Genomic DNA, 18447 nt, shown 5'->3' with positions numbered 1-18447 from the left:
TCACCGTAGCGACCACCGCGGCGGCCGGCTTGCCGCTCCACCACCAGCTCGCTTCCAGGTATTGCCGCGTCGCATTGATCATGTTGTTGACGAGCTTGCCCATCAACCGGTATTCCCAGTAGGGGAACAGGTGGCTCGCCGCAATGGCGATCGCGCAGCCCACCACCGTATCGATTGCGCGTTCGCCGATGATGCGCATGCTGCCCGGCGCGAGCAGATGGAACATGAGCAGCACATACGAGGACGTGAACACGACGCTTGCGGTGTAATTGAACAGCAACAGGCTGTAGCTCATCACCATCGAGGCGAACATCACCACCAGCAGGATGTGCGGCTCCTTGACGAAAATCATCAACGCGATGCTCGCCGCACAGCCGATCAGCGTGCCGACTATCCGCTGCCCGTTGCGCTGCTTGGTCAGCGAATAGCCGGGCTTCAGGATGATGACGGTGGTCATCACGATCCAGTATGCGTTGGTGAGCGGCAGCAGACGCCCTAGCCAGAAACCTACGGCGACCGCGATCGTCACGCGTAGCGCATGGCGGAAGCTCGGCGAGGCCATCGTCAGATTCGAGAAGATCTGCCCGAATGGCACACGGCGGCTCGATACGAAGCGGGAGAGCGCCTTGTCGAGCCGCAGTTCGGTCTCGGTCGCGCTCGGATCGCTCGACAGGCTTTGGTGCATCCTGTCGATCAGGCGCGTAGCACTCCAGATACGCCGGAAGGTGGACGATACCGCCGAATAAGCCTCAGGATTTTTGGCAGCCAGGTCCTGCTTGCGCATCAGTTCGATCTCGAACTCGATGGCGCGCAATTCGGCCTTTACATTGATGCGCGTACGCGGCGGCTGGTTTTGCAGCACCGCGAGTCCGATTTCTTCGAGATCGGCCGCGGATTTGCGAATCAGATCGCGGTAGAACACCAGCAGGTCGGAGCCACCAAACGTGCTGCGCACCAGCGAGTAGTCCACATGCGTGCCGACAAACAGCTCGTGCAGATCGACGGTATTGATGAACAGATTGAACAGCATTGCCCGGCGCGGTTCGAGCCGGCCGGCTTTCAGCTTGGGCAGATTGCGCAACACGATATCGCGTGCGGCATCCTGACGTTCGACGGCGGTGATCTGCTTGTCGACCAGATTGCGATAGCACTCGTCGAGATCGTTATTGAGATCGTAGAAGGCGGCGCGCGCGAGCAGATAGTCCGCGCACGCGAACACGCTTTCGGCAAGCGCCTGCTGTTCGATGCGGTGCATCATCCAGCGGCTCACGAAGGTCGACCAGTACGTGTACCAGAGACCCCCTACCAGAATCCACGATGCATTGACGAGCGCCTGCATCGGCGTGAAATGCTCTTCCAGCGTCATGATCATCATGAACAGCGTGGCGAAGCTGATCTGCGGCCAGCGGTTGCCGTACACGACGATCAACGAGAGCACGAAGGTGAGCGGCACGACCGTGCACCACAGCGCCACCGGGTTGACCGTGGCGATGCCGGTGGCGAGCGCGGACAGGAAGCCGATCACCGTGCACGCCAGCATCTCGTTGTGCTTGTACTTGAGCGGGCCCGGCATATCGACCACACAGGCGCCGAGTGCGCCGGTCGCGATCGTGAAGCCGAGTTCGCGGTCGTGAAATACGATCAAACACAATATGGCCGGTAATGACACGCCGACTGCGATGCGCAGGCCGCCATAGAAGTACTGGCTGTAGAGGAATTTTTTTATTTCAACCGAATAGCGCATCGACTGCCTGGATTCTTCCGTTCACTGAGAAAACGCGGTTGAAGGGGTCGACCCGGAGGCAGGCCCAAACTGCCGTCGAGTCTAACTGATTTTGAGCCTGATCTGACCTCGTCCGTTCGGCCAGGTTCTGCCCTGGGAGCGCGTTTGTTATGCTGTCGCTTCAATGTCTGCCGCGGCCCGGGTGTTCCGCTCGCGTCGCCTGCTTTCCCAGGATCCATGCTCCAACTCTTCTACTCGAACCGCTACGAAACCCTTGTCGGCGCGCTGCTCGACGACTTGGCGCAAGCGCCGTCCGATCCCTGGGCCGCGCAGCCCGTGATCGTCCCGAGCGCGGCGGTGCGGCGCCGGCTCGAGCTCGACATCGCCGCGCGCCAGGGTATCTGCGCGAATGTCAATTTTGGTTACCTCGCGCAGTGGCTGTGGGCGCAAATCGGCGGCGTGATCGAAGTACCCAAGCATTCGCCGTTCGCGCCGGACCGGCTCGTCTGGCGCTGCTACCGGTTGCTGGGAGAGGCGGATGAAGCACTGCCGTGGAATGCTTCGCCACGTCTGCGCACTTATCTCGATGCGGCGGATGCGTCGATGCGCTACGAACTGGCGCGGCGTGTGGCCACGGTGCTCGACCACTATCTGACCTATCGCCCGGAATGGCTGCTGGAATGGCAGAAGGGCGGTTCGATCTTCGCGAGTGGCGCGGCGGACGACAAGGGTCCGCGTCTCGTTGGCGCGAGTGAAGCGGCGCGTGAGGACGAGCGTTGGCAAGCCGCGCTGTGGCGTGCCGTGCTTGCCGAAGTGGCCGGCGACGCGCAAACGCCCGCAGCCGCCTTGCCGCCCGCTTATCGCTTTCTCGAGGAAATCGGCACGCTCGATCTCGAAGCCATCTCGAACGCGCAGTGGCCTGAAGCGGTCAGCGTGTTCGCGCTGCCGACCATGCCGCCGCTGCACGTCGCCTTGTTGCGCGCGTTGTCGCGCTGGGTCGACGTGCGTCTGTATGTGATGAACCCGTGCCGCGAATTCTGGTTCGACGTCGTCAGTGCGGGCCGTGTCGAAGCGCTCGATGTCGCCGGCCAGCTCGATTATCAGGAAGTGGGTCATCCGCTCCTGGCCGAGTGGGGGCGCCAGACCCAGGCGCAACTGCATATGCTCCATGAGTTGACCGAGAGCGCGGCATCCGGCGAGACGGGCGACTTCACCGAGAATCCGGAACCGAGCTGGCTCGCTGCCGTGCAGAACGGCATCCTCGATCTGCGGGCGGAAACGGACACGGACGAATTGCCGATCGAAAACGGCATTGAAGTCCATGTGTGCCACAGCCTGTCGCGGCAGCTCGAAGTGCTGCACGACCGCCTGCTCGGCTGGTTCGATGAGTTCGACGATCTGCAACCGTCCGACGTGCTGGTTGCGGTGTCCGATCTCGCGGCCGCCGGGCCATTGATCGATGCGGTATTCGGCACCGCGCCGCCTGGCGATACTCGCCGCATTCCGTACCGGATCACCGGCTTGCCGCCTTCGCAGGCCAATCCGGTCGCGCGTTTGCTGCTCGATTGGCTGGCCTTGCCTGAGCGTAGCGTGGGTGCGCCGGATCTGATCGAATGGCTGCGGGTCGATGCGATCGCCGCGCGCTACGGGATCGATGCCAGTGCGCTCGAAGCCGCGCAGGAATGGCTCGCGGCAGCCGGTGCGCGTCGCGGGCTGGTGCCTGTCGAGCCGACGGGCGAGCACGTGCCTGTCGCGCGTCATACGTTCGCCGACGCGCTGACCCGTCTGTACCTCGGCTACGCGATGCCGGACGGCGGCGAACCGGTCGATGCCTGGTTGCCCGTTGAAGGCGCTGATGGCTCGGACGCCGAGCTTCTCGGCCGCCTGTCGCGTTTCGTCGACGATATCGAGACCTTCGCGCAGCGCTGCTCGATCGACCAGACACCTGCCGAATGGACGCAACTGCTGCTCGAAACTCTTGCGCAGTGCTTCGACAGCGGCGTGGCGTTTGCCGATTCGCTGGCGGCAGTGCGCGACGCCATCGACAAGATGGGCGACGCGATGCAAGCGGGCGCAGAAGATGTTGTGCTGCCGGCCGCGGTGGTGTGCGGCGCGCTCACCGAGGCGCTCGACGACCCGGCGCGCGGCGGCGTGCCTTGGGGCAGCGTGACGTTTTCGTCGCTGACCAGCTTGCGCGGTTTGCCGTATCGCATCGTCTGCCTGCTCGGCATGGATGACGGCGTGTTGCCGAGTCTCGCCCGTGCCGACGAATTCGACCTGATGGCCGCGTTCGGTAAAGCCGGTGACCGGCAGCGCCGCGACGACGAACGCAATCTGTTCCTCGATCTGCTGCTGGCTGCGCGCGACCGGCTGTTCATCGCCTACACGGGCCGCAGCATTCGCGACAATGCGCCGTTGCCGCCGGCCGCGCTGGTCGACGAATTGCTCGACCACCTCGCGCAGGTGTCGGCGGGCGAAGGGGCGAGTCCCGCGGAAATCGAAGCCGCACGGCATGCGTTCATCATCGATCATCCGCTGCAGGCGTTCGCGTCGGATTATTTCTCGTCGCAGCATGGCCTCTTCACTTACGACGTGGATCGCGCGGAACTGGCCAGTTTGCTGGCCGCGCCGCAGCATCCAGCCGCCGCGCCGTTCTTCGATCAACCCTTGCCGCCCGAAGAGACGGCCTCGGTCGCATTCGACGAATTCGTGCGCTTCTGGCGTCATCCGGCGCGGGCGTTGTTGCGCGACCGTCTGGGCATCGTGTTGTCGGATGCGCAAGGGGAGTTGCTCGACACCGAACCGTTCGAACTCGATTGGGCCGGACGGGACGCCCTGGCGGAGCGGCTCCTTCCGGTACTGCTGGACAGCGATACCGAAGACGGCAGCATGTTCGAACGCGTGCGCCGCGTCGCCGCGGCCAGTCCCGAACTGCCGGGTGGCGCGACCGGCGCGGTATGGCGCTCGCGCGAACTCGGCGCGCTGCGACAGCTCGCGGACAGCGTGCGCCGCGAAGTTGCGTCGGGTGTCGAACGGTTACCGTTCGTGCTCGATATCGCGCCGCGCTGGCCTCACAGCGCCGACATCGCCGATACGCTCTTCGGCACTCATGACGCGGCGCTCCGCAAAGCGGCCGAAACACCGCTGCAACTGCATGGCACCTTGAATTTGCTGACCGAAACAGGACAAGTGATTTTCCGCTACGCCAAGCCTACTGCGCGCGACTATCTATCGGCGTGGCTTGCGCATCTGGTGTATTGCGCGGCGCAGCCGAACGGTCCACGCCGTACGGTTTGGCATGGCAGCGGCGAGAGCTTCGAGCTCACGCCGGTCGCCGCGCCGCTCGATGAACTGGCGCCGCTAGCCGCATTGTTCAGAGCAGGACGCATGCTGCCGCTGCGCTTTTTCCCGAAGAGTGCATGGATGAAAGTCAGCGAGAGCGATTCCGCAGCGCAGGGTGTGTGGATCAATGATCGGGTGCGCGGAGAATCAGATGACCCCGCCTTGCGCATCGCGCTGCGCGGCACGCCGCTTTCGCTCGAAGAACCGTTCGGCAGTCTCGCCTCGATCGTATTCAAACCGCTCGTGCAGCATCTGCGGAGCGCATCATGAGCGGCGCCGTTCACCATCACGCGCTGGTTGCTGAAGAGCTCGACGTCTTCGCCTGTTCGCTCGACGGCGTCAATCAGATCGAGGCGTCGGCGGGAACCGGCAAGACCTGGAACATCTGCGCGTTGTATGTGCGGCTGCTGCTCGAAAAGAACCTGAACGCCGATCAGATTCTCGTCGTGACCTTTACCAAGGCGGCGACCGCGGAGTTACACGAACGGATTCGCGGGCGGCTCGCGGAACTGGACCGGGCTATCGATACGGACGACGACGGCGGCGATCCGTTCATCCAGCGTCTCTTTGAAACGACGCTGGCGCCCGAGCGCGGCATCGATCGTGAGACCGCGTTGAAAGTCGTACGCCGCGCATTGCGCACGTTCGATCAGGCCGCGATTCACACCATCCACGCGTTCTGTCAGCGTGCGTTGCAGGAGGCGCCGTTCGCCGCGGCCATGCCTTTCGCCTTCGAAATGGAAGCCGACGACGCTGCCTTGCGTTTCGAAATGGCGGCCGATTTCTGGCGCGAGCAGGTGGAACCGGTGGCTTATGCGCATCCTGCGTTTGCCGCATGGCTGGTGGCCAAACGCGCTGGTCCCGCATCGCTCGATGAGCAACTCGCGCGGCGCCTGAAGAAGCCGTTGGCGCAGTTGCGCTGGGGCAAGGTCGATTCAGGTGGAAACAATGCCGATCCGCAAGCGGGTTTCGATGCTGCCTGCGCGATGTGGCAGGCGGAGCGTGACTCGATCGTCAGTCTGCTTGGACAAGCGCAAGACCGTCTGAGCAAGACCTCGCACAAGCCCGAACTCGTGAGCGCGGCGATTGCCGCGTGGACCGAATATTTCGCTCAGGGCGATTGCCATGCGCCGCCGCCAAAGGCGGCCTTGAAGCTGACGGCTTCGGCGTTGAAGAAGGCGACCAAGGTTAAGTTCGAACCGCCCGAGCATCCGTTCTTCGAGCACGCCGAAGCGCTGTCTGCCGCCGTGATCGCGGCCGAAGCCGCACAACGCGCGCGCTGGCTTTCGCTCGTCGAAACCTGGCTCGACTACGCGCCCTCCGAACTGATAGCGCGCAAACGCACGCGCCGGGTGGTGTCGTTCGACGATCTGCTGTCCAACCTGTATCGCGCGCTCGCGGCCAACCCCTGGCTCGCCGAGGCTTTGCGCACGCGTTATCCGGCCGCGCTGATCGACGAGTTTCAGGATACCGATCCGTTGCAGTTCGCGATCTTCAGCCGCATCTTCGCGCCGGCTGGTCCGCTGTTTCTGGTCGGCGATCCGAAGCAGGCGATCTACAGTTTCCGCGCGGCGGATCTGCATACCTATCTGGCGGCGCGCGAGGCGGCATCAGCGTGCTACACGCTCGCGGTCAATCAGCGTTCGACCGCGCCGATCGTCGAGGCCTGCAACCGGCTGTTCGAAGCCAATCCACAGGCGTTCGTGCTCGACGGTCTCGACTATCAGCCGGTGCGGGCTGGTGAGCGGCGGCGTCTGCCGTTCTCCGAACCCGAAGCAAACGCTGGGGACTTCCGCATCTGGACTTTGCCGCAAGGCGACGCCGCGTTGACCAAACGCGAAGCGCAGCGCGCGGCGAGCGAAGCCTGCGCCGCTGAGATTGTGCGGCTGTTGCGTGGCGCACGCGAAGGGTCGGTGACGATCGGCGATGCGCCGCTTGCGCCAGGCAATATCGCGGTGCTCGTGCAAACGCACAAGCAGGGCAGCCTGATCAAGCGGGTGCTGGCGTCGTGGGGCGTTGGCAGCGTGGAACTGGCGCAGGCTTCGGTGTTTGCCACGCTCGACGCCGAGCAGATTGAACGCGTGCTGGCCGCGGTCGATACGCCGGGCGATCTGCGCCGGCTGCGCGCCGCGCTCGCTACTGATTGGCTTGGCCTCGACGCCGCCGCGCTGTGGCGCCTCGAGCAGGTCGCCGACGCACCGGCACCGGCCGACGATCCCGCACATGCCGCGGACGCGATGGGTTGGGTCGAGCGTTTCTCGCGCTATCGCACGCTATGGCACGAGCGCGGCTTTGCCTTGATGTGGCGCACGCTGATGCGCGAGCTGCGCGTCGCACAGCGGTTGGTGGCCGGACCGGACGGCGAGCGCCGTCTGACGAATGTGAATCATCTGGCCGAACTCGTGCAGGCGCGTGCCGCCACGCAGCCCGGCATCGCGCCGACGTTGCGTTGGCTTGCCGCGCAACGCACGCAAGGTGGCGGCGAAGATGCGCAATTGCGGCTCGAGTCGGATCGCAATCTTGTGCAGATCGTCACCGTACACAAATCGAAAGGGCTGGAATATGCGGTCGTGTTCTGTCCGTTTCTGAACGACGGTGCGCTGCGCGAGCCGCCGTCCTCCGGTTTGCCCGATGCACGCGAGTATCACGACGAAACGGGCGGCGCGGTGCTCCACTACGGTTGCGATGACGAGGAAGCCGAACGCGCGTCACGTTACGCGGCGCGCGAACAGGCCGCGGAACGGGCACGGCTTGTCTATGTGGCGCTGACGCGCGCGGTGTACCGCTGCTATCTGGTTGCAGGTACTTATCTGTCGTCGCGCTCTACCAAGGAGTCGCGGCGCAGCGTGCTGAACTGGCTGGTGGGTGGCAGCGGTCACAGCTTCGACGATTGGCTCACCGACCCACCCGACGAAGCCGCGTTGTCATCATCGTGGCAGGCGTTGGCGGGCGGTCCGATCACGTTGCAGGCATTGCCGAAAGTGGAGCGCCGTGCGCCCTTGGAAAGCCTCCAGGACAGCGGCGCGCGGATGCAGGCGCGCGCCAATCGGCGGCCGTTGCGCGATCAGTGGCGCATGGCCAGCTTCAGCGGCCTGATCGCCGCCGGCAGCAAAGCCGAGGAGGCGCATACGCCGGTGGAAGAGGTGCGCCCCGATCACGACGAGATCGCCGACGCGCTTGCGCCAACGCCGTTAGCGGTGCCGCAAGCGCCGTCCTACGCTGAGGACGACATTCTCGCGTTTCCACGCGGCGCGGCGGCGGGCGAGTGTCTGCATCGCATGTTCGAGCTCGCGGATTTCACCGATTCGAAGACATGGCCGGATGCCATCCGGGGCGCGTTGCGCGAGCGTCCGGCGCCGGCAGTGCCCGAACTCGCGGCACGCTTGCCGGCCATGATGCATAACCTGATCGCGGACGTAGTGACCACCGAGCTCGTGCCCGGCATGGCGCTCGCCAGGTTGAATCCGCAGCGCCGTCTGAACGAACTCGAATTTCTGTTTGCCGCGCCTTCGCTCGATTTTCCGGCGCTGCGCGAGCTGCTGATCGAACACGGGTATCCCGACGTTGCGCTGGAACCCGGCGTGTTGCGCGGTTTCGTCAAAGGATTTATCGACATGATCGTCGAGCACGACGGACGCTTCTGGATCGTCGACTGGAAGTCGAACCATCTGGGCGACACCGCCGCCGACTACGCCGCGGCACCGCTCGAAGCGGCCATGGCGAGCCACGCGTATCACCTGCAGGCGCTCCTCTATACGGTGGCGCTGCATCGCTATCTGAAAACGCGGGTGCGCGACTATGCGTACGACACGCACATCGGCGGCTATCTCTATCTGTTCGTGCGCGGTGTTCGTCCGCAGTGGCGCGATGCGGATGGAGCGGCGGGCGTTCACATGCGGCGGCCTGCATTCGAACTGGTGGCGCTGCTCGACGCGGCGATGATCGGAGGTGTCGCATGAGCACGTTCGAGCGGAACTCTTCTGCGCCGCCGGAGCTTGACGACATCGGGGTGAATTTGCCCGCGCCCGCCGATTTCAGCACCGCGCTTGCCGAAGGGTTCGCGCGCCGCATCGGCACCTTGGCGCGGCGCGGCGGCGCGTCGGGCGAGGCGGTGAAGTGGGCGGCGCGGGCCGCCTTCGCCGCGAGCCGTGCGACTGCCGAGGGGCACGTGTGCCTGCCGCTTGCCGTGCTGGCGCGCCGCTTCGATGCATCGAGCGCGGATGTGCGAGCGGCGCTGTTCGCAAGCGGCATGGTTAGCGACGGCTCGCAAAGCGCGGCGGCGTTGCGCCCGCTGGTGATCGATGGGCAAGAGCGGCTGTATCTTGCGCGCTACTACGACTATGAGCGGCGTCTCGCACGCTCGCTGGTTGCGCATGCGGGTGCAAATGCAGGCGCCAGTGCAGGCGTAGACGCGAACGCTACCGCTCAAACGTTGCACGAGCGTCTGCTGCGCTATTTCGGCCCGCCGCAGGACGACGAAGTCGACTGGCAACGTGTCGCCGCAGTCATGGCGCTGTCCGGGCGGTTGACCATCGTCAGCGGCGGCCCAGGTACCGGCAAGACGACTACGGTGGTTGGCGTGCTTGCCTGTTTGCTGGATGCGCGGGCCGATCTGCGAATTGCATTGGCGGCGCCCACCGGCAAAGCCGCGCAACGCATGCAGGAAGCCTTGCTCGCACGTGCCGGCGATTTGCCGCCCGAACTCGCCGCGCGTTTGCCGCAGACGTCGTACACCTTGCATCGGCTGCTTGGTTCAGGGCCGGGTGGGCGCTTCCGGCATCATCGCGACAATCCGCTGCCTTACGACGTCGTCGTGATCGACGAGGCGTCGATGATCGACGTTGCGATGGCTGCGCATTTGCTCGATGCCATTGCTCCGCAGACGCGTCTCGTGATGCTGGGTGACAAGGATCAGCTCGCTGCCGTTGAGGCTGGTGCGGTGTTCGCCGAGCTCAGCGCGCGGCCTGCTTTTACGCAGAACGGATTGCAGCGGATTGCTACGGCGCTTGGCATTGAGGCGGCGCGGTTGTCGGAAGCATTGCCGGATGTGTCGAGCGGCTTCGACGAAGGGCCTGACGATTTTTTCGCGCAAACGGGTGCGCCGGACGATTTCGATACGCCGCCTGACGACTTGTTCGTCTCAGCACTACCTTCGTCCCCCCCAAACCCGCTCGCCGACTGCGTCGTCTGGCTCGAGCGCAACTATCGATTCGGCCTCGAATCGCCGATCGGCCGTTTGTCGCTCGCGATTCGCAACGGTGCGGCCGGCGCGGCGCTCGAAGTCCTGCGCATCGACCCGGCCGAACCCTGCGCGGCGGCACTGTACGAAGATACGCATGCGACGCTCGCCGATCGCACCGTCGTGCGGCTCGCCGCAGGTTTTGCACCGTACGCGGATGCGCTCGCCGAAGCCCTAGCCGCCGATACACCGGACCCATTGCCGCTCTTCGACGCACTGAACCGCTTTCGAATTCTGTGCGCGACCCGCTCCGGGCCTCGCGGGGTCGATCAGGTGAATGCCGCAATGGCCGCACAGGTGCGGCGCGCGGCGGGTGTGACGCTGGCCGTAGGTGCGCAGTGGTTCGCCGGACGCCCCGTCATGGTGACGCGCAATGACTACGCGCTCGGACTGTTCAACGGCGACATCGGCATTGCGCTGCCGGGTGCGGGCGGTGCGTTGCGCGTGTATTTCCGTACCGGCGACGGCGGTCTGCGTGCCGTGTCGCCTGCTGCACTGCCGCCGCACGATACGGCATTCGCGCTCACGGTTCATAAGTCGCAAGGCTCGGAGTTCCAGCATGCGGTGTTGATGTTGCCGTCGGTGTTCAGCCGCGTGCTGTCGCGTGAACTCGTGTACACGGCAATTACCCGTGCGCGTGAGCGTGTCGAAGTGATTGGCGCGCGCGCCGTGCTGGCGCAGGCCATCGCGACGCCGACGCAGCGTGATTCGGGCTTGGCCGCGCGAATTGCGGAGGCGTGGCGCGTCGCCTAGCGGGATGACGTGGGCAACGCGCGTATTCGCTCGCGGGCCCGGCCAAACCCCTCATCCCGCGATCCCGCCCGGTTGCACGCGCGCTTCGACCCGGCTGCGCATGGTCTTGCGATACCACAGCGTCCATAGCGTCAAAGCGCCGTAAATGCCGTAGCCGATGAACGGCGAGACCACCAGAAAGCGTTCGATCGGCCAGGTGAGCGCCATCCAGGCGCGCAGCGCCGTTTCACCGGTCAGGCCGACGCCCCATACGAGCGTCATGAGCCGCATTGCACTGACGAGAGCAGGCCGCTCGCGCCACAAGGTTTCGAAGCGCTCGGCGCCGCCTTTCATTTCACGGGCGATGGTGGCGCGCGCGAGATAGAAGATCAGCGGACGGCGCATCGGCAACGACAGCAGAAACACCACGCCCACCGCGCCGGACACCAGCGATTCCCGCAGCAACAGCATGCGGGGACTGCCGCCCAGCGCCATCGCCGCGACCGACAGCACGATGCCCGCCACGACCATGACGCTGAGCGCGTCGACGCGTCGAAAGCGCACCAGTTCGATCAGGCTCCAGACGATCGGCGGCACAGCGGACGCGATCAGCGCGCCGGTCTCGCCCAGGTGCGGCAGCGCGAAACGGTAGGCAAGCCATGGCAGCAGAAAGTTGACGGCCAGTTCCAGCACAAAACCCGGACGGAGTTTCATATGAATTTACGCTGTAAGCGAAAACGGCAGTATCGGTGAACCGGCTGTGTCGATGCAAATAGTTTTTCGCATCGGCGGCCGTTGCCGATAGTCCGTAGTCGGTAATCGACTGTGCCCTGGGTACACTTGCGTCTCTAGCTCAATCCCATCATGACATCCCGTTATCCGATCCCGCCGAACGAAATCGAATTGACCGCAGTGCGCGCGCAAGGAGCGGGCGGTCAGAACGTCAACAAGGTCTCAAGTGCCATCCATCTGCGTTTCGACGTGCACGCTTCGTCGTTACCGGACGTGCTGAAAATGCGCCTGCTCGCGCTGTCCGATCATCGGCTTACGCGCGACGGGGTGGTGATCATCAAGGCGCAGCAGCATCGCACTCAGGAGATGAACCGCGCGGCGGCGCTCGCGCGGCTCGACGAGCTGATCGAAAGCGTCAGCGTGACGCGTAAGCCGCGCGTCGCGACCCGGCCGACGCGCGCGTCGAACCGGCGTCGCCTCGACAGCAAGGCCAAGCGCAGTGAGATCAAATCCGGCCGCGGGCGGGTGGAGGATTGACGGGATTAAAGGGATTTAAGGCGGCGGGGCCGAGGCGCTAAATCCCGGCAGAGCGACAAAAGTGCCCTCAGAGGCACCCGAGGAGTCTCACGATAACGCGCGCCAGCCAACGGTCGCTCAGGCTCAGCGTTTGCCCCCGCGTCCGCCAGAACGCGTATCGGCCGGCGACGTCGTCGGCACAAAATCGACGCAAAGCACATGTGTGCCGTCATGCTCGAAAGCGATTGCCGCGGTATAGCAGTCCTGGCCGTCCGCGAGCGAGTAGTGCGGCCCCATCATGGCGACGCGCCCTGGCGCGGCGAGCGCATGCTTGAAATACGCGCGCCGCGACCAGTTGCTGCGCGTATCGGTGTAGAGCGGCGCGAGCCGCAACGGAGGCGGCGGCAGCGAGGCGGCCGAGACCGACGCTTGCGTCTGTTCGCCTTGACCGTCGGTGACGAACACGCGGCGGGCTTCGGGCAGATGCCACACCTTTTGCGCCGCCTGCCGCAGATCGCCGGTGGCTTTGAATGTGTCGGCAGCGGCGAGCACGGATTCGGCGAATCCTTCGAAACCGAGCCGCTGGTGGCCGGCATGGGCCTGTTCATAGGCGGCGAACTTGCTCCACATCGACTCGATCAGCGCCGGCACCCGGGCACACGCAGCCTGCACCGAACCCTTCGGCTGGCCGAGCCAGAAACCTTGCACGAAATCGACGTCGGCCTGCATCAGAATCATCAACTCTTCGTCGGTTTCGACGCCTTCGGCCAGTACCAGCGTACCGGACTGGTGGAGCATCGCGATCAGGTGGCTGATCATCGAATCGTCGCCTTCACGCTTGCCCGCGCGCGCGACCAGCGAGCGGTCGAGTTTCACGATGTCGGGGCGAAACCGCCACACGCGGTCGAAGTTCGAAAAACCGGTGCCGAAGTCGTCGATCGCGATCAGGAAGTCGCGCGGCTGCGATGCCGCGAGCATGCTGGCGACGGCGGATTCATCGTCGGCGGGTTGTTCGAGTACTTCGATGACGATGCGTTCCTGCGGCAGGCCGAAGTGCGCCGAGAGCTCATCGATGAAGGTGCGCTGCGGCCAGCCGGTTTCGAACACCTGTGGGCGCGTATTCAGAAACAGCCACCCGGTGCTGATGCCCTGTTCCATGAAATTCGCCACGTGCAGGCAGCGGGCGATGCGGTCGAGTTCACGTGCGTCGGCGGCCGAGCGCGTGCCGGAGAAAAGCACTTCCGGCGATACCGGCAAGCCGACCGGATCGAACGCGCGCAGCAGGCCCTCGTAGCCGACCACGCACTGATGCGTGACCGACAGCACCGGCTGGAACACGCTGTGCAGGGTCAGCGCGCGCCATGTCGCGGTCCAGCCGGACTCGTCCCGGACCAGGTGCGGGAGCAGGCCGCTAAGGGTCAATTCTCTGACGGTCGGCATAAGGGCGGGCATAAGTGCGGGCATAGTGACGTCGCGGCAAGCGGGTGACGGGGCGCGCAGACAGATTTGACGCGCAACGGATGCACAGCCCAGGCGCCGGCAGGGTCAGGCGGGCACAGCCCGGGAACGCGGAGAGCAATGCCAGCCATGCTGGGCTCCGGCGGGATTAGTCAAAACCAGTCTAGCAGTTCGAACTTCGCGTGAATGTGCGGGTTATCACAGACGCGGGATGTGGCCGGGCGCCCGGCAAACCGGCCGTGGTACAGCGGCCGGCCCCGGTCTCGTGGGCGTCTCGCGTGGGTTTCGCGTTCGTTTGCCGCGCGCAGGATCGATCGTTCGAATGAAATCAATCACGCGTATGAAGCCGAGGGTAGCAGGGCGGTGAGTGGCCGCCCGCCAAACTCCAGGCAAGGACGGTGCTCAGACATTTTGCGTCCGCGGAAGGCTTTGCATCAGGGTCATCCTGCCGTGGCCGCAGGAGCCTGCCCGGGGCGCGTGAGCGCCTGCAGGTTTGGCGGGCGGCGGGTATGCTGCTGCTTTTCCTGAACAAACGGAGCACAGGCATGGCGGAAATCGCAGTGGTCGCAATCTCGGTGGCAAAGCCGGGCTATGAAGAGCAATTGCGCGAAGCGCTCGAAGGCATCGTCGGGCCGACACGCAAGGAGCTGGGTGCGCTTCAATACGATCTGCATCGTGACGTGCAGGAGCCGCGCCGGTTCGTGTTTGTCGAGCGTTGGGAAAGCCAGGAAGCGCTGGCGGCGCATGCAAAATCCGCGCACATTGCGGCTTATAAGAAAGCGGTGGCGGATTGGGTCGAACACGCGGAAATTCGCGTCGTGTCGAAGATCGCGTAAGCGTTGAAGGGGCGAACAGCGGGGACGAAAAGCGGGGGCGAACAACGGAGGGAACTCCGAAGGTCGAACCCTGAAGCCCGAACAACGGCGAGTGAGCTGCCAGGCCGGGCACGGCCTGTGCGGTGCTCGCCGTTTATCTTTAGTGCGTGGCTTGCGGGACGTCGAGGATCAGGATGATGGTCCAGTCGGCATCGCCATCGTGGTGATACTGGCGTTCCGCGACAATGAACGGTTGCTGCTTGCCGTCCGGGCCAAGAAACAGCACGTCGCCTTCCATCGGCAGGCACTCGACGGGCGGCAGCGCGAGGAACGCTTCCTGACCGCCGCGCGGCATCAGTTTTTCGATTTTGCGAGATGCTGCTTCAGTCCATTCGATATCTAGCTGGATGTTGCTCATGCTGTCCTCCGCACCAAGGTGCGCACAGGTTAGGGGGATTCCGGCCGGGTGACGGTCGCTGGGCGCCGGTCGGTGCGCGACTTTAGCATAACGTCGGCCGGGCGCAGCGGGCCTGCAACAAGTTCATTAGACAACAAAAAAGCCGAAGCCGGCGGTGCCGGCTTCGGCTTTTCACCTTCGCGGCGAGGCCGCAGGTGATGCTGTCAAACTGCGCTCACGAACTGGCGGCTTCGGCCTTGGCGGCCTTCTTATGATGGTGCGGGGCCATCTTGTGATGTTTCTCCGGCATAGGCGCGCTTTCCATTGCTTGCTGGCGGTTTTGCAAATCTTGCGCGCGCTGCTCGACGTCGGCGGCCTTGGCCGGATCGGTGCTCATCATGACGCCGTTGTCCTGCGCATAGGCCGCGCCTGTTACGGCACTGAGGGAAACCAGGATCGCCAGGGACACTTTCTTCATTGTTACCTCCGCAGAGTGGTAATGGACCCGAATATTTGCCTGTCCAATCGGAAAGACAATGCATTCTAGCCAGCAATATCCGCTCCAGCGGACGTTTTGTAACTACAGTGACAATTAGTTACACCTTGTTACGTTCGGGCCACAGTCACTGTCGATGACGATCTCGCTTCAAACTCGACAATGCGTTGCCGATACAAAGAATATTCGCATCTCTAAATAAATTGCTTCGTTGGGAAGCGTGAGATTCAGAACCATCCGATTGCACGATAGACGTGAAATTGAGCGATTCCAATCAGTTCGTGCAGCGCAATCTCCGCATTCACCAGATTGTCATAGCGCGGCAGTACACCGGGATCTGCGTGCAGCGCGCTCGAGATCAGCGGCTGTGGCGTGAGGCCGAAACGATGGAAGTCGAGTAAGGCACGCGGCATCTGATAGGCGGAGGTGACGAGTATGAGGGAATCGTAACGTGACCGGTCGAGGATGGCAGAGACGTTGCGCGCGTTTTCGTAAGTCGTGCGGCTGCTGTTTTCCAGCACGATGTCCGCACGCGGCACCTGTTGGCGCAGCAAGTAGGGCAGATAGGTGTCCGCTTCGGTTGCGCTATGTCGCTGCGGATTGCCGCCGCTCACGATAACCTGACACGTGGCGGCCGTACGCTTGCAGGCTGCGTAGTTTTCCGCGCTCACGGCGATGCGCGCGAGCACGTCACGCGGTGGCACGAGTACATCGTCATTGTCGTAAATGGTGCCGCCGCCGAGCATGATTATCGCGGTGCGCGGCGCGAAGCGGGCGGGCGTGTCGGTCCGCCGATGCGGCTGTGCCAATTCCAGCAATGGAGCTGTGAGCCAGCCGGCGGCGAGCAGCCAGAACAGGGCGATCGCGCCAATGGCGAGAGGCCGGCGGGCGCGTTTCCAAAGCACGATTGCTGCAAAAAAAAGCGCTAATAAAGTGAATAGAATCAATTTAAATGGGGTAACGTATGACTTTCGGGACAAATTTATGGGCCTGCTATCGCGCCGCAGCGGTTGCATCGTCGGCCCGTAGACAGAACGCTAACATGGCGTTCAGACGGGGGTTCCGAAAACGAGACCAAGGCAGCACCTGGCGGAATTCGACCGCATGAAAGCGGCCAGTTTCCAGCCAAGGGCGGGTGCTATGCGCGTCACTGGTGGCGCGGTGATGTGTTGGGCATAGATGTGTCATAGCTGCACTTTAAGAAAGAAGTGAGATGACCACGTATTCCAACGAAGCGGTACTTGAAGCGCTGCGGCGGGCGCAATATCGCCAGGTCCCATGGGCCAGACGACCGGGTGTCTTCCAATATCTTCGCGCGCTAGGCTTGATGGACACTGTTCGGCAGCGCACCGTCGCACCGGCTCCGGGTTTTCACGCGCCGGTCGATATTGCCGTGCTCACCGAGCGCGGCAGGGCCGAGTTCGCGAGGCTTGCGCACGACGAACGCCTGTTGAGCTGGACCGCACAGCGAATGAACGACTACGTCGTCGCGACAGCCGAAGCGCGGCCCACAGCCGCTCTCGAAGCCCGGCCTTAAGGGCGGCGGGCAGGCGCTGGCGCTGTATTTCCCGGCCGCTCCACGCGGCTGGCGGTGATTTTATTGCTTCGCTTTATTGCCCAGCTTATGCGCCTCTGCACAGTGGGCGCCGCCCGCCCGTTGACGCAAAAAAAGCCCGTATCGCGAGGATACGGGCGTACCGGAATTACTACTGCCACGCTGTGCTAATGGCGTTGAATCAGACTGGCGCGGCGCCTCGTGGTTCCCTGACCGTTCAATTCGCCATACAGCGTGTTGTCTCGCAGTGACGATGGACGCCGGCTATAGCGAACAATGGCGGCGAACAACAGCGTTGATCCCGTGTGATTTGACACAAGCCGAGCCTGTCAGCGGCGCGGCGGCGCATGCCTACCGGCGCCGCGCAGGGTCTTCGCGCGGCGGTTCAGGCCGCGTGCGTACATTGCTCGCGATATCGCCGCGCAAGTCGCCACGCGGCGCAGGCGGCGTGAAGTCGCGGCTGCGTGGTCCGCTTTGCTGCCAGGCTTCAACGGTGGCCGTGTGATCCGGCGGCCAGTTCCAGCCTTGGGGGCGCTGCTGTGCGAGCGCCGGTGCGGCCATTGATGAAACGACAATGCCGCACAGAAGCAGTGACATTGGTTTCATGCTGAGCTCCCGTCAAGCCGATCGACTCAAGGCCTGTTTGCATACACATAAGGTATGCCGAGTGGCGAAAGCACGCTGTAAGCAATAGTAAATGGATGTTTCACCGGCAATCATCGCGCCGCTTCAGCCGTCTGAAGCGACTCGATGATGAACTCGGAGAAACCGGAAGGGACGACTCAGTTGGGCGCGCCGAGGAGCGGTGCCCATTGTTGTCGGTCGGGCGTCGATATACGGCGCACGGCGGGCGCACGGCGGCCCAGATACACGCCGGGCGCCCGCAGGCGCCCGGAGGCAAAACAATTCGCGTCAGGCCATCTTGACCGGCGCGCGCCACGATTCCGGATTGGTCCAGAATGCGCCACGCAGACGGTCGCGGCTCGGCGGTGCCGGCGGTTTCGCCGCGGTCGCGCCAATGCGGCCGCGCAGCGAAATTTCACGGCCGCTCGTGCCGAGTCGCTTAACTATTTCGGCGAGCGTACCATCGGCTTGCCATTCGTCGAAGCGACGGCGGCAAGTCGGCGGCGACGGATAGCGGCCCGGCAGTTTGGACCAGCCTTCTCCAGTCGACAGCACCCAAAGCACAGCATTGACTACTGCGCGCGCTTCCACGCGTGGTCGACCACGACGTTCGCTCCGTGCTGGCTCCGCACAGAACAACGCCTCGACCAGCGCCCACTCGTTGTCTCTCAAATCGTCGAACAGCATCATGTTTCACCTCAGCGAAGCTAACTCCGGTGCGCTGCCCCGCGCCGCGCACTCTCCATGCACTCGATAGGCGAGTGCCAAGGGGGGTCGGGCTTGCCACGATCTGCTATTCAGTCAGTAGTCATGGCGCC

13 protein-coding genes and 1 pseudogene are annotated in these 18447 nt (G+C 64.0%); 6 read left to right on the top strand and 8 right to left on the bottom strand.

Annotation, left to right across the window (positions count from 1 at the left end; all coding sequences use genetic code 11):
• Nucleotides 1-1744 (bottom strand): FUSC family protein (locus FSO04_RS30035; protein ID WP_154565253.1); only part of this gene is annotated, 1744 nt, incomplete at its 3' end.
• A 216-nt stretch (nucleotides 1745-1960) separates the two neighbouring features.
• Between FSO04_RS30035 and recC the strand changes: the two genes are divergently transcribed.
• The 3 genes from recC to FSO04_RS30020 are packed head-to-tail and all read left to right on the top strand — an operon-like array spanning nucleotide 1961 to nucleotide 11057.
• Nucleotides 1961-5335, top strand: a complete 3375-nt coding sequence (gene recC / locus FSO04_RS30030) for an exodeoxyribonuclease V subunit gamma (protein WP_154565252.1) — start codon at nucleotides 1961-1963, stop codon at nucleotides 5333-5335.
• Nucleotides 5332-9024 (top strand): exodeoxyribonuclease V subunit beta, encoded by a 3693-nt coding sequence (gene recB / locus FSO04_RS30025; protein WP_154565251.1) that lies wholly within the window; start codon nucleotides 5332-5334, stop codon nucleotides 9022-9024. The genes recC and recB overlap by 4 nt, the downstream gene beginning before the upstream one ends.
• Nucleotides 9021-11057 carry an AAA family ATPase gene (locus FSO04_RS30020; RefSeq protein WP_154565250.1) on the top strand — a complete coding sequence of 679 codons (2037 nt, stop codon included), beginning with the start codon at nucleotides 9021-9023 and terminating at the stop codon, nucleotides 11055-11057. Before recB ends, FSO04_RS30020 begins: the two co-directional genes overlap by 4 nt.
• A gap of 51 nt (nucleotides 11058-11108) precedes the next feature.
• Here FSO04_RS30020 and FSO04_RS30015 read toward each other — a convergent pair whose 3' ends face one another.
• Nucleotides 11109-11750 (bottom strand): VC0807 family protein, encoded by a 642-nt coding sequence (locus FSO04_RS30015; protein ID WP_154565249.1) that lies wholly within the window; start codon nucleotides 11748-11750, stop codon nucleotides 11109-11111.
• A 150-nt stretch (nucleotides 11751-11900) separates the two neighbouring features.
• On the opposite strand from FSO04_RS30015, the gene arfB reads away from it, so the two are divergent.
• A complete protein-coding gene (gene arfB, locus FSO04_RS30010) occupies nucleotides 11901-12305 on the top strand; it encodes an alternative ribosome rescue aminoacyl-tRNA hydrolase ArfB (RefSeq protein ID WP_154565248.1) in 405 nt (134 codons plus the stop codon).
• Between the two features lie 123 nt (nucleotides 12306-12428).
• On the opposite strand, the gene FSO04_RS30005 is transcribed toward arfB, so the two are convergent.
• Nucleotides 12429-13724, bottom strand: a complete 1296-nt coding sequence (locus FSO04_RS30005) for a sensor domain-containing phosphodiesterase (RefSeq protein ID WP_154565247.1) — start codon at nucleotides 13722-13724, stop codon at nucleotides 12429-12431.
• Between the two features lie 563 nt (nucleotides 13725-14287).
• Here FSO04_RS30005 and FSO04_RS30000 point away from each other — a divergent pair.
• A complete protein-coding gene (locus FSO04_RS30000) occupies nucleotides 14288-14578 on the top strand; it encodes a putative quinol monooxygenase (protein WP_154565246.1) in 291 nt (96 codons plus the stop codon).
• Nucleotides 14579-14717: 139 nt separating this feature from the next.
• Here the strand turns inward: FSO04_RS30000 and FSO04_RS29995 are convergent, their stop codons facing one another.
• The 3 genes from FSO04_RS29995 to FSO04_RS29985 form a co-directional block, all read right to left on the bottom strand.
• Nucleotides 14718-14975: a hypothetical protein gene (locus tag FSO04_RS29995; protein WP_007182306.1), complete on the bottom strand. Its 258-nt coding sequence runs from the start codon at nucleotides 14973-14975 to the stop codon at nucleotides 14718-14720.
• A gap of 214 nt (nucleotides 14976-15189) precedes the next feature.
• The gene (locus FSO04_RS29990) at nucleotides 15190-15432 is read right to left on the bottom strand and encodes a hypothetical protein (RefSeq protein ID WP_093632441.1); all 243 of its coding nucleotides are present in this window, start codon (nucleotides 15430-15432) and stop codon (nucleotides 15190-15192) included.
• Between the two features lie 245 nt (nucleotides 15433-15677).
• Nucleotides 15678-16397: a YdcF family protein gene (locus tag FSO04_RS29985; protein WP_372342704.1), complete on the bottom strand. Its 720-nt coding sequence runs from the start codon at nucleotides 16395-16397 to the stop codon at nucleotides 15678-15680.
• 266 nt (nucleotides 16398-16663) lie between these two features.
• Between FSO04_RS29985 and FSO04_RS29980 the strand changes: the two genes are divergently transcribed.
• The gene (locus FSO04_RS29980) at nucleotides 16664-16987 is read left to right on the top strand and encodes a hypothetical protein (RefSeq protein ID WP_097392170.1); all 324 of its coding nucleotides are present in this window, start codon (nucleotides 16664-16666) and stop codon (nucleotides 16985-16987) included.
• A gap of 369 nt (nucleotides 16988-17356) precedes the next feature.
• Here the strand turns inward: FSO04_RS29980 and FSO04_RS29975 are convergent, their stop codons facing one another.
• On the bottom strand, nucleotides 17357-17611 hold the full coding sequence (locus FSO04_RS29975) for a hypothetical protein (RefSeq protein WP_154565244.1): 255 nt from the start codon (nucleotides 17609-17611) through the stop codon (nucleotides 17357-17359).
• A 309-nt stretch (nucleotides 17612-17920) separates the two neighbouring features.
• Nucleotides 17921-18316 (bottom strand): annotated as a pseudogene (locus FSO04_RS29970) (transposase); the annotation flags it as partial.
• Between the last annotated feature and the right edge of the window lie 131 nt (nucleotides 18317-18447).

This window comes from Paraburkholderia madseniana (assembly GCF_009690905.1).
GTDB classification, from domain to species: domain Bacteria; phylum Pseudomonadota; class Gammaproteobacteria; order Burkholderiales; family Burkholderiaceae; genus Paraburkholderia; species Paraburkholderia madseniana.
Note: the sequence above shows the minus strand (reverse complement) of the source record. Positions and strands in the feature narration are given on the sequence as shown.